Below are 14,610 nucleotides of genomic sequence, written 5' to 3' on the forward strand. Positions count from 1 at the left end.
CTTAAGGCCGGTTAAGTACAATTAAATGTGCATTTGCCGGCCTTCTTTCGCAAAAAAGAAGCTAAAGGGTAATCTATCAGCAAATAATCGAGTGGTTAAAAAGTCTAATAGCTCATCGCTACTTGACGGATCTAAACACGACATACATAACATTTTTACTTCCGCTGCAATGCCTAATTCAATAACGTCATTAAGGCAGCTATGTCCCATTCCTAAACGATTCACCATGTCCGCATTCATAAAGCGTGCATCATGAACCAGCAAATCAGCATATTGACAAAACAAGCACCATTCCTCAAAGCTATGATAATTATTAGCTTCTGGCGCAAATAGTTCATTGTTGTTGCACACAACTATCGTTTTGTCGTCTGCTGTTATCTTGTAGGCGGAACCCCCGCCGGGATGATTGACTTTCATCGCGTGTATTGAAAAATCCCCAATTTGCACAGGTTCAGGTAAGTTAAATTTAGTTTTTTTGATGGTTATGGTGGATGGAAGTAAATGAAATTTATCCGCTGTGTAAGTTTTGTTTATTTGATCGAGTATAGCGGTATCGTGTGCTTCATTAGTACTGGCCGGATAAATAGTGATCTGCTGTTTAGGCTTCTTGATTGGGTCAAAAAATGGAAAGCCTTGAATATGATCCCAGTGATGTTGGCTAAGTAAGATATGAATTGGATCCTGGTAGTCTTCAAACTCATGGCTTGCAAAGCGAATTCCCGAACCTGCGTTTAATAAAAGCTTCTGACCGCTTTTAGCGGTGAGCATAATACAATGTGTATTTCCGCCAAAACGTTGTGTTTCTGGACCTGGTGTCGGTATTTGAGCTCTTGCGCCAAAAAACGTAATTTTCATTCCATCTGCACTCTTTGAGTAATCGCAAATTAAAATAATATGCTATTAAAAACACTAACACACATTAATGTAATTAAAAGAAACTCAACGAATAAAAAAAGCCAGTAGCGTGCGCAACTGGCTTTAAAGTGAAACAATATCACAGTTTAATTCATGCAGTATTTTCTCAAAATATTATGAGCTTCAACTTATAGAATAAATTTACTTAGATCTTCATCTTCAATGACTTCGTCTAAATTTTCTTTAACAAAGTCTGCATCGATAATAAAAGACTCACCGCTTCGGTCAGACGCATTATAAGAAATCTCTTCAATTAAACGCTCTAAGACTGTATGTAATCTTCTTGCGCCAATATTCTCGTTTTTCTCATTTACTCGAAATGCGGCTTGTGCAATTTGCTTTATACCATCTTCACTAAATGTAACCGTCACGCCTTCAGTTGCAAGTAGCGCTCTGTACTGCTCGGTCAAGGATGCGTTTGGTTCCGTAAGAATACGTTCAAAGTCTTCTGGCGTTAATGCGTTTAGCTCAACACGAATTGGTAAACGGCCTTGCAATTCAGGAATCAAATCAGATGGCTTACTCATCTGAAAAGCACCAGATGCAATAAACAACATATGGTCGGTTTTAACCATGCCATACTTAGTTGTTACAGTAGAGCCTTCAACAAGCGGAAGTAAGTCTCTTTGGACACCTTCTCTTGATACGTCAGCACTGTTAGCGCCTTCACGTTTACAAATTTTGTCAATCTCGTCTATGAACACAATGCCGTTTTGTTCTACAGCTTCAATGGCCATTTCTTTTAGATCGTCATTGTTAATCAGCTTTGCAGCTTCTTCGTCTAACAGCATCTTAAACGCAGCACTGACTTTTAGTTTGCGTGCTTTTTTCTTGTCGCCTGATAAGTTTTGGAACATGCCTTGAAGCTGAGAAGTCATTTCTTCCATACCAGGAGGGGCCATGATTTCTACGCCAATTTCTTTTTGGGCAATGTCGATTTCAATCTCTTTATCGTCTAGTTCGCCCTGGCGGAATCGCTTGCGTAATACTTGACGAGCTGAGCTTTCTGGCTGGTCTGACTCAACGACTTGACCAAAGGTATCGCGAGCAGGAGGCAATAATGCATCAAGAATTCGCTCTTCGGCCGCTTCTTCAGCTTTGTGTTTGTTCTTTTCAATGGCGACTTCGCGAGTTAGTTTTACTGAAATTTCGGTAAGATCGCGAATGATCGATTCTACTTCTTTACCAACATAACCAACTTCGGTAAATTTCGTTGCCTCAACCTTAATAAATGGTGCGTTCGCCAACTTTGCTAAGCGTCGAGCGATTTCTGTTTTACCAACGCCCGTCGGACCTATCATTAGGATATTCTTGGGCGTTACTTCTGCCCGAAGTGTTGGCTCTAGCTGCATTCTGCGCCAGCGGTTTCTAAGCGCAATAGCGACGGCTTTTTTTGCATTGTCTTGACCAACAATGTGCTGATCTAATTCGTGAACAATTTCTCTAGGGGTCATTGATGACATGGAATAACCTTAATTCTAATACTTACTATTGTTACAATTCTTCGATGGTTAAATTTGTGTTTGTATAAACACAGATAGAACCCGCAATATTTAGGCTTTTCTCTACAATATCTTTGGCACCTAGATCGGTATTCTCTAACAGTGCAGTGGCGGCCGCTTGCGCAAATGGACCACCTGAACCTATAGCAATAAGATCATTTTCTGGTTGAATAACGTCGCCATTACCAGAAATAATTAACGAGGCAGTTTCATCGGCTACGGCAAGCAAAGCCTCAAGCTTTCGCAACATTTTATCGGTACGCCAATCTTTGGCTAATTCAACCGCAGCTTTGGTTAAGTGACCTTGGTGCATTTCAAGTTTAGCTTCAAATTTTTCAAATAAAGTAAACGCATCGGCGGTGCCGCCTGCAAAACCTGCGATTACTTTGCCTTTATATAAACGGCGAACTTTAACTGCGTTGCCTTTCATTACAGTATTGCCTAGTGACACTTGTCCGTCACCACCAAGTACAACGTCTTTGCCGCGTCGTACAGATACAATTGTGGTCATGAATAATCCACTCCAGATTTTAAATAAGTCTAGCTTATGTAGGGGTATTTATGGGGATTTCAAGAGGGGGCGTTAAATGCTTAACGCCACAACCAAATTTGACAGCCAGTTATGTCATTTCGCTTTAGAATATGACGTGTTTTTTCCGCGTCACGCTTGCGTTCAAACGGCCCTAAAACCACCTTATACCACATACCTGACGTCCCTTGAGAAGGAATTACTTGAGACTCATAACCAGCAAAGGCAATCTGTGCTTTAAAGCCTTCCGCGTCTGATTGACTTCGGAAGCTGGCACACTGCATTTTGTATGGACCACGATCTTCAAGCTCTTCAGTTTCAACTTCAACATTTTTGTTTTCTAGTTCTTCAATAAAAGACCATTCTTCATCTTCAGGGGGAGGAGGCAGTGGCTTTGATTTTTTAGTTTGTTTTTTGTGAACTTGCGGTGTTGTTTCTTGGAAGTCGCTGGAGTCACTCTTGATATAGAGCAAACCACCAACAAAACCAGCTATCAATGCGGCAACTAACAACATTTTCATAACGGGAAAGGGGCGTCCTTTTGGAGCGTCATGCTTTACCGGTTTCTGTCGTTTTTTCTGACTAACGTAATCTTTATTTTTCATGGGCAAAGAGCCTTAATACTATTAACTTAAATCTACAGGGTCGACATCGACCGACCAACGGATTCTATTATCCTTTTGGATGGTATCCAAGTTTTCTAGTAACCAATTCACTAATTTATGCAAATAAGGACGAGATTGGCTTTGAATTATCAACATATGCCTAAACTTGCCTGCTTTTCGGGTCATAGGAGCTGGAGTCGGTCCTAGCATTGATAACCCTTCATAATCTGATAAATAGCTAGACAGATTAGTTAACCACTGTTGTCCTAAATCTGCGATGGTGGACTCTGCCCTCAATACAATATGATGTGAATAGGGCGGCAGACTTAGCATTTTCCGTTCATTTAATGCGTATTTAGCAAAGTCTTTATATTCATTATTAACTAAGTCTTGAATTACCGGATGTTCCGGAAACTTAGTTTGCAGCCATACCTGGCCTTTAATTGAACCTCGGCCTGCTCGACCTGACACTTGAACAACCAATTGTGAAAGTTTTTCTGCGGCTCTAAAATCACTGCTAAACAAAGCGCCATCGACATCGACAATACCTACTAAGCTAACGTTAGGAAAATGATGACCTTTGGCTATCATTTGAGTGCCAACTATTATCATTGGCTTGCCAGCGTTAATTTTATTTAGTTTGTCGTCGAACTCGCCTTTTTTACTAGTACTGTCACGATCTAATCGGACTATTTCTGTGTCTGGAAATAAATTAGCTAAATTTGATTCTATTTGCTCAGTGCCTGTGCCAACGGGTGTCATTCTTGTTGAACCACATCCTAAACACTGATGTAACGTCGGGTGTTGAAAACCACAGTGATGGCAAATTAGTAGATTACTATTTTTGTGATAAGTGGTGAAACTACTGCAACGACCGCACTCTGTTAGCCAATGACACTCCTCACACATAAGAACGGGAGCGAAACCTCGACGATTAATAAACAGCATAACTTGGCGGCCTTTATCTAATTGAATTGAAATTTCATCAATTAAAGGTTGGCCTAGTGCAGCTTGAGTTTGGCAACGATTGAGATCTAATAAGTGAGTTGTTGGCATCTGACTGCCTCCGGCCCGACGTTGAAGCTGTAAGTAGCTAAACTTTCCTTGCTCAACGTTATATAAGGTTTCTAAGCTAGGCGTCGCAGAACCAAGTACAACAGGTATGTTAGCTTGATGGGCCCGATATAAAGCCAAGCTACGACAATGGTATTTGAAACCATCCTGCTGTTTAAATGACGCATCATGCTCTTCATCAATAATAATCATGCCAAGTGATTTAAACGGGAGGAAAATGCCAGAGCGAGTTGCGATAACGATGCGGGCTTTACCGCTACGAGTTTGTTGCCAAGTATCAAAACGTTGTTTGTCGGTCATCGCAGAGTGCCAAAGAGCAACAGGGACATCAAATCGTTGCTTAAATCTTGCTATCGTTTGGGGCGTTAGGCCAATCTCTGGAACACATACTAGGACTTGCCACTGATTTAGTAAGCGGTGTTCAATGGCTTGCAGATAAACTTCGGTCTTTCCGCTACCCGTTACGCCATCAATCAAAAAACATTGATGCTGATTAACAGCATTAATTGCAGCCACAGCAATAGCTTGTTCGGTATTAAGCGCTAATCCTTCATTGATGTGACTTGCAGTCACTTCGCTACTGTCTTGACCGCTAGTTGTCCACTCCGCCCAATTTTTATCGATAAACTTTTTGATAGTGGTGCTAGCGATGTCTTTTTTGTTTAGCTCGTCCCTCGTAAAACTTCCAGAACTTATAACATCATATAATTTATGTATTTGTTTGGCGTTTTTAGGTAGCGCTTGCTTGTCTGGAAGTTCATCGCATTTTTGTAAAACTTTGGGTAACTGTTCGTCGATGGTTTTTGTGCTGCGTAAGGCACCAGGTAAAGCCATAGAAAATACATCACCAATTGGGTGTTGGTAATATTCTGCAGCCCAGTTTAATAGTTTAAGTTGTGCGGCGTCAAAACTGGCTTGGTTTTCCACAAATGATAATGCAGGTTTTAATTTGGCTACATCTTGATCAGTGTGGGTGTCGACAGCTAGAACCACGCCGACTAATGTTTGTCGTCCAAAAGGTACAACAACTCTCTGTCCTATCGTAACTTTTTCAATCGTGTTAGCGACATCTACAGCATCAGTGTCCAGCTCACTAGGCAATAAGTAATCAAAAAGCCTTCTTAAGGGAACCGGCAATGCAACGTGCAAAATAACTTGGGAAAATAGCGCCATTAATTAGCAGACCTTTGCTTCTCTTGACAACAAGTGAACAATCACTTACTTTTTTAATGTTGTAATTTATAGTGTTTGTCGATTATTTGTTTTTCAACAACCGCCATTCAAAACTTTTAAACGTCAAAGTAAGGTTAAAATGCGTCATCTAATATTTAGTATTCTGTTTTCGACTTCTTTTTTTATGTTAGCGTTTACTGCACACGCACAAGAAGCTCGCGTTTATTCTACAGAAGGATACTGCATTCTCGCATTTGAGCAAGTGGATCGTGAGTTCTTAGTTAACTATGAAAAGCGCTTAGGGTTTCGACCGAAAAATAAGCTTTGTAATAGAGTGAATCGATTAGTATCTGAGTTTCAGCCAGCCAAGTGGGACTACCAATTTGGTCAACCATATCCAGGTAGTAGTATATATTTAAGCCCAGAACAAATAGCGCAAATTGATAAAGCAAGAGAGAAGCAAAGACAAGCTCGTCGATAGTTACATAAAAAGCGGTTTGACTTTATTTATTGCTTGATCTTTACCCGATACTCATTATAATTCGCGCCCTAATTTTATATAAATCTCGTATGGTATTCGGCATTATTTTTTAATAAGTGACCGTTTGGCGATACGGCCCAATGAGGTAATCCCATGCAAAAAGATATTCACCCTAAATACGAAGAAATTAACGTTTCTTGTTCATGTGGTAACAAGTTTGTAACTCGTTCTACAGTAGGTAAAGATTTACACTTAGACGTTTGTTCTGCGTGTCACCCGTTCTACACAGGTCAACAACGTAACGTTGATACTGGTGGTCGTGTTGATCGCTTCAAGAAACGTTTCAGCATGCTTGGTAAAAAGTAATTTTACCATCTTGCTAAAAGAAGCACCTTCGGGTGCTTTTTTTATGCTTGCAGTTTAGTGTTTTACAAAGACACACTCGTTATGTCGTAAATAGATAACGTGGTAATTATCTTTCAGTTGGCTTTTGTTATCGCATTTCAAAAATCAGAGTTAGACCTTATATTTGTATCGATTTCGACATAAAAAACGCCTTCTGTCGCAATCTCTCACCAATAGCTTTTAACTCCCTAGACTTACGAAAAATTCCTGTTGGCGTCAGATGTTGTTATTATTTTACCAACTGGTATGAGTTCTACTTTTAGCGGTAACTTCTTATCGTTAAAGGCTTTTTAATCCAGTACAGTGGCGACGTTTTGTCACCATACTGGAAGTAACTTAATGTCAGATTTTAAGCAACGCGCACTCGATTATCATAGCCAACCGACCCCAGGAAAAATTAGCATCGCACTAACTACAGCGGCCGAAACGGTAGATGATTTATCTTTAGCCTATAGTCCTGGCGTAGCAGAACCGGTGCGGGAAATCGCAGCAGATCCAGACAATGCCTACAAGTACACTGCAAAAGGCAACACAGTCGCCGTAATTAGCAACGGTACAGCAATTTTAGGTCTGGGTAATTTAGGTCCGTTAGCTTCAAAACCTGTAATGGAAGGCAAGGCATTACTATTTAAGCGCTTTGCAAACATTGACTCCTTTGATATTGAGGTAACCCATCGTACCGTCGATGAGTTTATCAATACGGTGGCTAATATTGCCGACTCTTTTGGTGGTATCAATCTAGAAGATATTAAAGCTCCAGAGTGTTTTGAAATTGAGCAAGAGCTAAAAAAACGCTGTAGCGTGCCTATTTTCCATGATGACCAGCACGGCACGGCGATTGTGACTGCAGCAGGAATGTTAAACGCGCTTGAAATTCAAGGTAAGGAACTACACGACTGTACGATTGTTTGTTTAGGAGCGGGTGCAGCTGCAATTGCTTGCATGGAGTTACTTATTAAATGTGGTGCTCAGAGAGAACGCATTTACATGTTAGATAGAAAAGGTGTTATTCACACCAGACGTGATGACTTAAACGAATATAAGCAATTATTCGCGAATAATACCGACAAACGAACATTAGAAGACGTGATTGATGGCGCTGACGTTTTTGTTGGTGTGTCTGGGGCAAACTTATTAGCACCAGAGGCGTTAAAACTGATGGCGCCTAATCCTGTGGTTTTTGCTTGTTCAAATCCAGATCCTGAAATCAAACCTGAATTGGCGCTCAAGGTACGCGATGATTTAATTATGGCAACTGGACGCTCTGACTATCCAAATCAAGTAAACAACGTACTATGCTTTCCGTTCATTTTTAGAGGTGCGTTGGATGTACGGGCAACGGCAATAAATGATGAAATGAAAGTTGCAGCGGTTGAGGCGATTCGAAGTTTGGCAAAAGAGCCGGTGCCAAAAGAAGTGTTAACAGCATCCGGTATGTCTGAATTAAGTTTTGGTAAGGATTACATTATTCCAAAACCAATGGACCCGCGTTTGTTAGAAAAAGTTGCTAGTGCTGTATCTGCAGCTGCTATTGAGAGTGGTGTCGCAAAACTTGGTATGCCTATACCTAAGGCATAGTGACGTTATTAAGCGAAAAGCGGAGGTGCCATGGCTAATATTAATTATTAATATGCACCTCGCTATTGGTTTTAATCTTTTATGTTAGGGATATCTTTGCCCATTTCAGTAAGAATGTTACGAACTTCTTCTGGAATTTGATCTGGATTCTCTTTCTTCAAGTCATTATCCGAAGGTAATGGTTGTCCGGTAAATGCGTGAAGAAACGCTTCGCACAAGAGTTCACTATTTGTCGCGTGTCTAAGATTGTTAACCTGACGACGAGTTCTTTCATCGGTTAATACTTTTAATACATTTAGCGGGATCGATACTGTGATCTTTTTAACTTTATCCGCTTTTTTTCCATGTTCTGCATAGGGATGAATATATTCCCCGTTCCACTTGGCCATAAAACACCTGTTCATGAGTTATTGCATATACGACATCACATCGCATTTAGTTGATGAAATTGTATTGTATTAACAAAATTAGTCAAACGATCGATTTCTATATGGAAAAACTGCTAGACGGCTTTAAAGTGGAGTTTTGCTTTTCATATAAATTTATTTAGCGCTTTCATTTGATTACGCATATGCATAAGCTAGAGAAAAGACTTCTCGCCAAAGTGATTATTATGCGAAACCAATTAAAAAAAATGAAAACGGCACTAACGGTAAAAAAGAACGCCCAAAGTGCAACAAGCGCCGATGATTCAAAACAACTCAGTCAAGAGTCACAAACTGAACGTTCAGAAGTCGACGCTAATTTAGACGACATCAGTATGCAAGAGATGTGGAAAAAGCTTCACATACAAACCAAACAAATTAATGAGCAACTTCTTCAGTTAAATAACCACAAACTTGTTCACACTTATAACTCTTTACCTCGTTTTATATGGTTTAGTCTTGTTAAAGGGATTGCTGTAGGTTTAGGTAGTGTATTGGGCGCGACAGTTGTGTTGTCATTTCTTGTTTATATTCTTTCTCAAATGGAATTCATTCCTATTATTGGGGAGTGGGTATCGGCAATATTAGAGGTTGTAAAAGGCCCTGAAGCAAATTGATGCGTTAGCGTCCTTTTACTTTTTTTAATCGACAAAAATAGGCATAATGCCGGCCTTAAATTTTAAAGGCTCAATGGAGTATCTAATGTCTATCGAATCAACACTTCAAGAACGCGGCAACAATGCCTGTGAACTTTGCACAAGCGCAGAAAACTTATCCGTTTATGCGGTTCTGCCAAAGGCTGGCGACAATTCCGATGATTGTGTGTTGGTATGCGAAAAGTGTGATGGTGAACTTAACTCCAGCGACACGTTAGACGTTACACATTGGCGTTGTTTAAACGACAGTATGTGGAGTCAGATACCGGCGGTGCAAGTACTGGCCTGGCAACAGCTTAAGCTATTAACCAATCAGGGCGAAACTTGGGCTCAAGACCTTTTAGATATGATGTATTTAGAAGACGAAACCGCATCTTGGGCGGAGTCAGGTTTGGCGCACAGAAACGCTGGTGGTGATGCAGAACATGTCGATTCTAATGGCGACCGCCTATCTGCTGGCGATAATGTTTATTTGATTAAAGACTTACCAGTAAAAGGTGGTGGCTTCACAGCAAAACAAGGCACTACAGTTCGCGGCATTTCATTAACAAATAACCCTGAACATATAGAAGGGCGCGTTAATGGACAGAAGATCGTTATCTTAACTAAGTTTGTTAAAAAAGTATGATGGATAACGCAGGCAACTCTCGTTCAATCACCAGTAATCAAACTGGTGTGCATGAGGATTTAAATAAAGTTGTTGTTAAACACTTAACACACAAGTTTAAAAAGCCGTATGCACCTTTTTCGCTTGAAACATTTGCACAATTAAATCAGCAGGTTATCGATTTTTTAGCACAAGATTCAAGTCGTTACATTATTTTAGACTCATGCTGTGGAGTTGGTGAAAGTACAGTGCACTTGGCGGCGAATCACCCTAATGCTTTAGTTATTGGTATTGATAAGTCGGAGCATAGAGTTGAGAAAATTGAACATCACCTTGTTCATCAGGTTTCTAATTTTATTATTTTACGTGGCGATTTAAATGATCTTTGGCGATTAATTGCCGAAGCAGAATGGCAGGTAAAAGAACATTATTTGTTGTATCCAAACCCTTGGCCTAAAGCAAAACATTTGCAACGACGTTGGCATGGTTCAGCGGTATTTAGCAGTATTCCAAGTATTGCTGAGCAGATAACCGTTCGAAGCAATTGGTCAATTTATATCGACGAATTTGCAGAAGCACTTGTTATAGCTGGGTTTAAGCCTCAAGTTGCGGAATATAAGAGCGATGAAGCAATGACGCCTTTTGAACGAAAGTACTGGGCGAGTGGGCAACAGAGTTTTCAATTAACCTGTCGCTTTAACCAATAGCACTTTGCGTGAAGGCTTTTTGTCTGCTTAACTACAGACTTTAAGGTTAACTTCCAGTAAAGTACCGAAAAATTTATAGACAACCAATTATTTAAAATGGCAGATAAACGTTTAGCCGCAGCGTCGGAAGAAAATTTGTTTAGGATCTTTACTATTCCTGAAGCACCAGATTCAACACTGGCGCGGATTGAACAGGAAGTATCTCAAAATCTAGATGGTTTTTTACGTGACAATATAGTTGCAGTGGAAAAGCCACTTTCTGAAATTGAACAAGACTTTCAAGACTCAGTGGTGCCTGAACATCCGCAGTTTGTTTCGGCGTTAGCTGATGAACTATTAGATAAGTTGGTTGCGCAATCTGTTCATACCTCATCGCCTAGTTTTATAGGTCACATGACATCTGCTTTACCTTATTTTTTGTTACCATTGTCAAAGTTAATGGTAGGTTTAAACCAGAACCTCGTAAAAATAGAAACTTCGAAAGCGTTTACCCCGCTGGAACGTCAAGTTATTGGTATGCTGCATCGAATTGCCTATGGCGAAACTAGAAGCACTGCAGAAAACGATAGTTACTATCAAAGTGTTATGCACAGCGCAGATACCTCTCTTGGCGCATTTTGCTCAGGCGGAACCGTTGCGAATATAAGTGCGCTTTGGATTGCTCGAAATACGTTGTTAGGGCCAGACGGCGATTTTAAAGGTGTTTCAAAGGCTGGTTTGTTCCGAGCGATGAGCCACTATGGTTATGAACGCCTAGTTGTATTGGTATCAGAGCGCGGTCATTACTCTTTGGGCAAAGCCGCAGATGTACTTGGCCTTGGCCGACAAGATATTGTTTCGGTAAAGACTGATGAAAATAATAAAATTTGTATCGACGCATTAGAGCAACGTATAACTGAGTTAAAAGCTGAAAATGCAGGCATTTTAGCTTTAGTCGGTGTTGCTGGAACCACTGAAACTGGCAATATTGATCCATTGGATAAAATGGCGGATATTGCGGAACGAGAAGGCATACACTTTCATGTAGATGCAGCCTGGGGTGGTGCAACTATGATGTCGAATACGCAACGTCCGTTATTAAAAGGGATTGAGCGTGCTGACTCGATTACGGTTGATGCTCATAAACAAATGTATGTGCCTATGGGCGCTGGCATGGTGCTATTTAAAGACGCACACTCTACCGATGTCATTGAACATCATGCTGAATATATCCTGCGTAAAGGCTCTAAAGACTTAGGCTCACATACGTTAGAAGGCAGTCGGCCGGGCATGTCTATGCTGGTTTATGCTTGTTTAAAAGTTATGGGCCGCAGTGGTTACGAGATGCTAATAGATAGAAGTATCGACACAGCCAAATATTTTGCCGAACTTATAAAGCAAGAAGAAGACTTTGAATTGGTTTCTGAGCCTGAACTTTGTTTGCTAACGTACCGCTATGTACCAAAAGTTGTGAAAGACTACATGGCGACGTGTGATACGGAACAGAAGCAAATTATCAATGAGCTTTTAAATGACTTAACTAAGTTTATTCAGAAGAAGCAGCGTGAGTCAGGTCGTTCTTTTGTATCACGTACACGTCTGACACCTAAATCTCACAATGGTCAAACAATAACAGTATTTCGCTGTGTATTAGCAAATCCATTAACCACAAAAGAAATTTTAGCGGACATTTTGGCTGAGCAGAAAGAGATAGCGAAAGAGAGTTGGAGAAGTTTGCCTGCAATTATGAAAAAAGTCGCTTGCCTGTAAGCGAGCGACTTATCTATCGACTTTAGTTTAAGCGTTATTTAGCTTTACCACTAAGTTATCAATTAATCTTGCTTTACCAATAAAGGCGGCCACCAAAATTATGGCTTCCTTGGTATTATTATCCACAGGCGCAAAACTGGCTGCATCACGTATTTCTAGATAGTCAGGCTTCAGTCCCGCAAGTTCAATCATTTCTATGGCAAAGGTCTGTATCTCTGAGATATTCCTTGCGCCATTTTGTAGCGTTTCTCCCACAGCCGTTAAAGCTTGAAAAATAATTGCAGCGGTCGCTTTTTGATCATCATTCAAATAACCGTTTCGAGAGCTTTTGGCTAATCCTGACTTTTCTCGAACCGTTGGAACCGGAACGATTTGAATCGGCAAATTGAGATCTTTTACCATAGTTTGAATTAAGCGAACTTGTTGATAGTCCTTTTGCCCAAACAAGGCGGTATCCGGTTGCACCATATTAAACAGTTTTGTCACAACAGTGGCGACACCATCGAAATGACCAGGACGTTGTGTCGCTTCGGCACAAAACTCAAATTCATTGTTTGGCACTGAGACGACCGTTTGGGCTGTAAGGCCACTTGGGTACATATCTTCAACGCTTGGATAAAAAACTACGTGGTTATTTACTGCTTTTAATTTGTCGCAATCTGCTTCAAACGTGCGTGGATATGCATCTAAGTCTTCGTTTTTACCAAACTGCATTGGGTTAACAAAAATCGACGTAATAACATAGTCAGCATATTGATGCGCTTGCGTTACCAACTCAATGTGGCCTTCATGAAGGTTGCCCATTGTTGGCACAAAAGCGACGGTTTTACCGTCTTTATGACATTGTTGACGCCACGAACGTAGTTCAGTTAGTGATTGAATAATTTGCATATAAGAGGATTCTATTTAAACCAGCGGGCTTCGTCTGGGAATACGCCGCTTTGGACTTCATCAATATATAAACGAACAGCCTCTTGAAGACTGCCAGTTAACTCAATATAATTTTTTGAAAACTTTGGAATATAACCTGAGCTAATACCTAAAATATCATGCATTACCAAGATTTGACCGTCGGTTCCAGCACCGGCACCTATGCCTATCGTTGGAATATTAACAGCTTGTGTAATTGCATTTGCTAAATCAACAGGTACACATTCTAATACCAGAAGTTGTGCTCCTGCACGCTCCAAGCCTTTTGCATGTTCAATCATTTCTTTGGCTTTTTCAGCATCACGGCCTTGGATTTTAAAGCCACCAAAAACATTAACAGATTGTGGCGTTAAGCCTAAATGGCCACAAACCGGTACACCGTTTTGGGTCAACTGAGTAATCGTGTCGTACAGCCACTCTCCACCTTCAATTTTAACCATGTTGGCACCTGCGGCCATTAACGCATGACTATTTTTTAGTGCTTCAGTGGCTGAGCTGTAACTCATAAACGGCATATCCGCTATTACAAGCGCATTTTCCGTACCCGCACGTACACACTTGGTGTGATAGGCTATTTGCTCGTTGGTAACGCTTAGCGTGCTATCCTGGCCGTGCAGAACCATACCCATAGAATCACCAATAAGCATTACGTGAATGCCTTGTTGATCAAATAAGCCTGCAAAGCTGGCATCGTAGGCCGTAATCGCCGCAATTTTTTCGCCGTCTTGCTTCATCTTTAGTAGCTTAGAGGTAGTGATTTTACTCATTTTTCTATCCAGAATTATTATCTAAATTGCGTTCATATCGTTAAAAGCTAATGTTTTTGCGATGTCAGAAAGTGCTGTTCCACAAGGTAAAACTAACAGTGGGTCTATGTCTAACATTGGATAAACAACAAACTCACGTTCTTTTAAGCCATAATGAGGTACTGTCAGTTGGTCGTCGTTTATGAGGTTATCACCATAAAGCAAAATGTCTAAATCTAACGTGCGCGGCCCCCAATGCTCGCCATTACGAGTGCGTCCGTGGGCTTGTTCTAACTGACAGGTAAGTGAAAAAAGAGCGTGTGCAGATAGTGACGTTTTTAGTGCGACAACCGCGTTTACGTAATCTGGTTGGTCTGCTGGGCCCATTGGCTTGCTTGCATAAATTTTTGATTGCCCCACGAATTCACAATCAGCAAGCGTAGAAAGTGCCGTTATCGCAGAACGAATTGTGTCGTAAGGGTTATTCAAATTCGCCCCTAAGCCAATATAAACAAGTTCAGACATTGA

Annotated in this window: 16 protein-coding genes; 7 read left to right on the plus strand and 9 right to left on the minus strand. The window is 40.7% G+C overall.

Translation table 11 applies throughout. The features are described from left to right. Positions 1-21: 21 nt before the first annotated feature. The 5 genes from ACZ1GV_RS01170 to priA form a co-directional block, all read right to left on the minus strand. Positions 22-855, minus strand: a complete 834-nt coding sequence (locus ACZ1GV_RS01170; protein WP_472674886.1) for an MBL fold metallo-hydrolase — start codon at positions 853-855, stop codon at positions 22-24. A gap of 188 nt (positions 856-1,043) precedes the next feature. Further along, on the minus strand, positions 1,044-2,378 hold the full coding sequence (hslU, locus tag ACZ1GV_RS01175; protein WP_472674887.1) for an HslU--HslV peptidase ATPase subunit: 1,335 nt from the start codon (positions 2,376-2,378) through the stop codon (positions 1,044-1,046). A gap of 31 nt (positions 2,379-2,409) precedes the next feature. Next, positions 2,410-2,928, minus strand: a complete 519-nt coding sequence (hslV, locus tag ACZ1GV_RS01180; RefSeq protein ID WP_210560371.1) for an ATP-dependent protease subunit HslV — start codon at positions 2,926-2,928, stop codon at positions 2,410-2,412. Positions 2,929-3,008: 80 nt separating this feature from the next. Further along, positions 3,009-3,551, minus strand: a complete 543-nt coding sequence (locus ACZ1GV_RS01185; RefSeq protein WP_472674888.1) for an SPOR domain-containing protein — start codon at positions 3,549-3,551, stop codon at positions 3,009-3,011. A 21-nt stretch (positions 3,552-3,572) separates the two neighbouring features. After that, positions 3,573-5,798, minus strand: coding sequence for a primosomal protein N' (gene priA / locus ACZ1GV_RS01190; RefSeq protein ID WP_472674889.1), 2,226 nt, complete (start codon positions 5,796-5,798; stop codon positions 3,573-3,575). Positions 5,799-5,937: 139 nt separating this feature from the next. On the opposite strand from priA, the gene ACZ1GV_RS01195 reads away from it, so the two are divergent. The 3 genes from ACZ1GV_RS01195 (at position 5,938) to ACZ1GV_RS01205 (ending at position 8,262) form a co-directional block, all read left to right on the plus strand. Continuing rightward, the gene (locus ACZ1GV_RS01195) at positions 5,938-6,279 is read left to right on the plus strand and encodes a hypothetical protein (RefSeq protein ID WP_472674890.1); all 342 of its coding nucleotides are present in this window, start codon (positions 5,938-5,940) and stop codon (positions 6,277-6,279) included. Between the two features lie 153 nt (positions 6,280-6,432). Beyond that, complete coding sequence (gene rpmE, locus ACZ1GV_RS01200) at positions 6,433-6,645, plus strand: 50S ribosomal protein L31 (protein ID WP_210560367.1); 213 nt, start codon at positions 6,433-6,435, stop codon at positions 6,643-6,645. Positions 6,646-7,023: 378 nt separating this feature from the next. Further along, complete coding sequence (locus ACZ1GV_RS01205) at positions 7,024-8,262, plus strand: malic enzyme-like NAD(P)-binding protein (protein ID WP_472674891.1); 1,239 nt, start codon at positions 7,024-7,026, stop codon at positions 8,260-8,262. A gap of 71 nt (positions 8,263-8,333) precedes the next feature. Here ACZ1GV_RS01205 and metJ read toward each other — a convergent pair whose 3' ends face one another. Next, positions 8,334-8,651 carry a met regulon transcriptional regulator MetJ gene (gene metJ, locus ACZ1GV_RS01210; protein WP_472674892.1) on the minus strand — a complete coding sequence of 106 codons (318 nt, stop codon included), beginning with the start codon at positions 8,649-8,651 and terminating at the stop codon, positions 8,334-8,336. 224 nt (positions 8,652-8,875) lie between these two features. Between metJ and ACZ1GV_RS01215 the strand changes: the two genes are divergently transcribed. The 4 genes from ACZ1GV_RS01215 to panP all read left to right on the plus strand — a co-directional run bounded on the left by ACZ1GV_RS01215 (position 8,876) and on the right by panP (position 12,406). Then, positions 8,876-9,304: a DUF5665 domain-containing protein gene (locus tag ACZ1GV_RS01215; protein WP_472674893.1), complete on the plus strand. Its 429-nt coding sequence runs from the start codon at positions 8,876-8,878 to the stop codon at positions 9,302-9,304. Between the two features lie 85 nt (positions 9,305-9,389). Beyond that, positions 9,390-9,971: a PhnA domain-containing protein gene (locus tag ACZ1GV_RS01220; protein WP_472674894.1), complete on the plus strand. Its 582-nt coding sequence runs from the start codon at positions 9,390-9,392 to the stop codon at positions 9,969-9,971. Beyond that, a complete protein-coding gene (gene trmB, locus ACZ1GV_RS01225; RefSeq protein ID WP_472675851.1) occupies positions 9,971-10,657 on the plus strand; it encodes a tRNA (guanine(46)-N(7))-methyltransferase TrmB in 687 nt (228 codons plus the stop codon). The genes ACZ1GV_RS01220 and trmB overlap by 1 nt, the downstream gene beginning before the upstream one ends. A gap of 96 nt (positions 10,658-10,753) precedes the next feature. Further along, complete coding sequence (gene panP / locus ACZ1GV_RS01230) at positions 10,754-12,406, plus strand: pyridoxal-dependent aspartate 1-decarboxylase PanP (protein ID WP_472674895.1); 1,653 nt, start codon at positions 10,754-10,756, stop codon at positions 12,404-12,406. Between the two features lie 27 nt (positions 12,407-12,433). On the opposite strand, the gene panC is transcribed toward panP, so the two are convergent. Genes panC through folK form a run of 3 tightly spaced genes read right to left on the minus strand, consistent with a single transcriptional unit; the run spans position 12,434 to position 14,607 of the window. After that, a complete protein-coding gene (panC, locus tag ACZ1GV_RS01235; protein ID WP_472674896.1) occupies positions 12,434-13,297 on the minus strand; it encodes a pantoate--beta-alanine ligase in 864 nt (287 codons plus the stop codon). A gap of 11 nt (positions 13,298-13,308) precedes the next feature. After that, positions 13,309-14,103 carry a 3-methyl-2-oxobutanoate hydroxymethyltransferase gene (gene panB, locus ACZ1GV_RS01240; protein ID WP_472674897.1) on the minus strand — a complete coding sequence of 265 codons (795 nt, stop codon included), beginning with the start codon at positions 14,101-14,103 and terminating at the stop codon, positions 13,309-13,311. A 21-nt stretch (positions 14,104-14,124) separates the two neighbouring features. Beyond that, entirely contained in the window at positions 14,125-14,607 is a 483-nt protein-coding gene (gene folK, locus ACZ1GV_RS01245; protein WP_472674898.1) for a 2-amino-4-hydroxy-6-hydroxymethyldihydropteridine diphosphokinase, read from the minus strand. Positions 14,608-14,610: the final 3 nt, after the last annotated feature.

The sequence above is a fragment of the Psychrosphaera sp. HA2-10 genome, assembly GCF_055693745.1.

Coding starts and splice junctions, on each gene's coding strand:
- ACZ1GV_RS01185 (WP_472674888.1), bottom strand. CDS start 3,551: ATGAAAAATAAAGATTACGTTAGTCAGAAAAAACGACAGAAACCGGTA.
- ACZ1GV_RS01195 (WP_472674890.1), top strand. CDS start 5,938: ATGCGTCATCTAATATTTAGTATTCTGTTTTCGACTTCTTTTTTTATG.
- panP (WP_472674895.1), top strand. CDS start 10,754: ATGGCAGATAAACGTTTAGCCGCAGCGTCGGAAGAAAATTTGTTTAGG.
- hslV (WP_210560371.1), bottom strand. CDS start 2,928: ATGACCACAATTGTATCTGTACGACGCGGCAAAGACGTTGTACTTGGT.
- folK (WP_472674898.1), bottom strand. CDS start 14,607: ATGTCTGAACTTGTTTATATTGGCTTAGGGGCGAATTTGAATAACCCT.
- metJ (WP_472674892.1), bottom strand. CDS start 8,651: ATGGCCAAGTGGAACGGGGAATATATTCATCCCTATGCAGAACATGGA.
- panC (WP_472674896.1), bottom strand. CDS start 13,297: ATGCAAATTATTCAATCACTAACTGAACTACGTTCGTGGCGTCAACAA.
- ACZ1GV_RS01215 (WP_472674893.1), top strand. CDS start 8,876: ATGCGAAACCAATTAAAAAAAATGAAAACGGCACTAACGGTAAAAAAG.
- priA (WP_472674889.1), bottom strand. CDS start 5,798: ATGGCGCTATTTTCCCAAGTTATTTTGCACGTTGCATTGCCGGTTCCC.
- rpmE (WP_210560367.1), top strand. CDS start 6,433: ATGCAAAAAGATATTCACCCTAAATACGAAGAAATTAACGTTTCTTGT.
- ACZ1GV_RS01205 (WP_472674891.1), top strand. CDS start 7,024: ATGTCAGATTTTAAGCAACGCGCACTCGATTATCATAGCCAACCGACC.
- hslU (WP_472674887.1), bottom strand. CDS start 2,378: ATGTCATCAATGACCCCTAGAGAAATTGTTCACGAATTAGATCAGCAC.
- ACZ1GV_RS01170 (WP_472674886.1), bottom strand. CDS start 855: ATGAAAATTACGTTTTTTGGCGCAAGAGCTCAAATACCGACACCAGGT.
- ACZ1GV_RS01220 (WP_472674894.1), top strand. CDS start 9,390: ATGTCTATCGAATCAACACTTCAAGAACGCGGCAACAATGCCTGTGAA.
- panB (WP_472674897.1), bottom strand. CDS start 14,103: ATGAGTAAAATCACTACCTCTAAGCTACTAAAGATGAAGCAAGACGGC.
- trmB (WP_472675851.1), top strand. CDS start 9,971: ATGGATAACGCAGGCAACTCTCGTTCAATCACCAGTAATCAAACTGGT.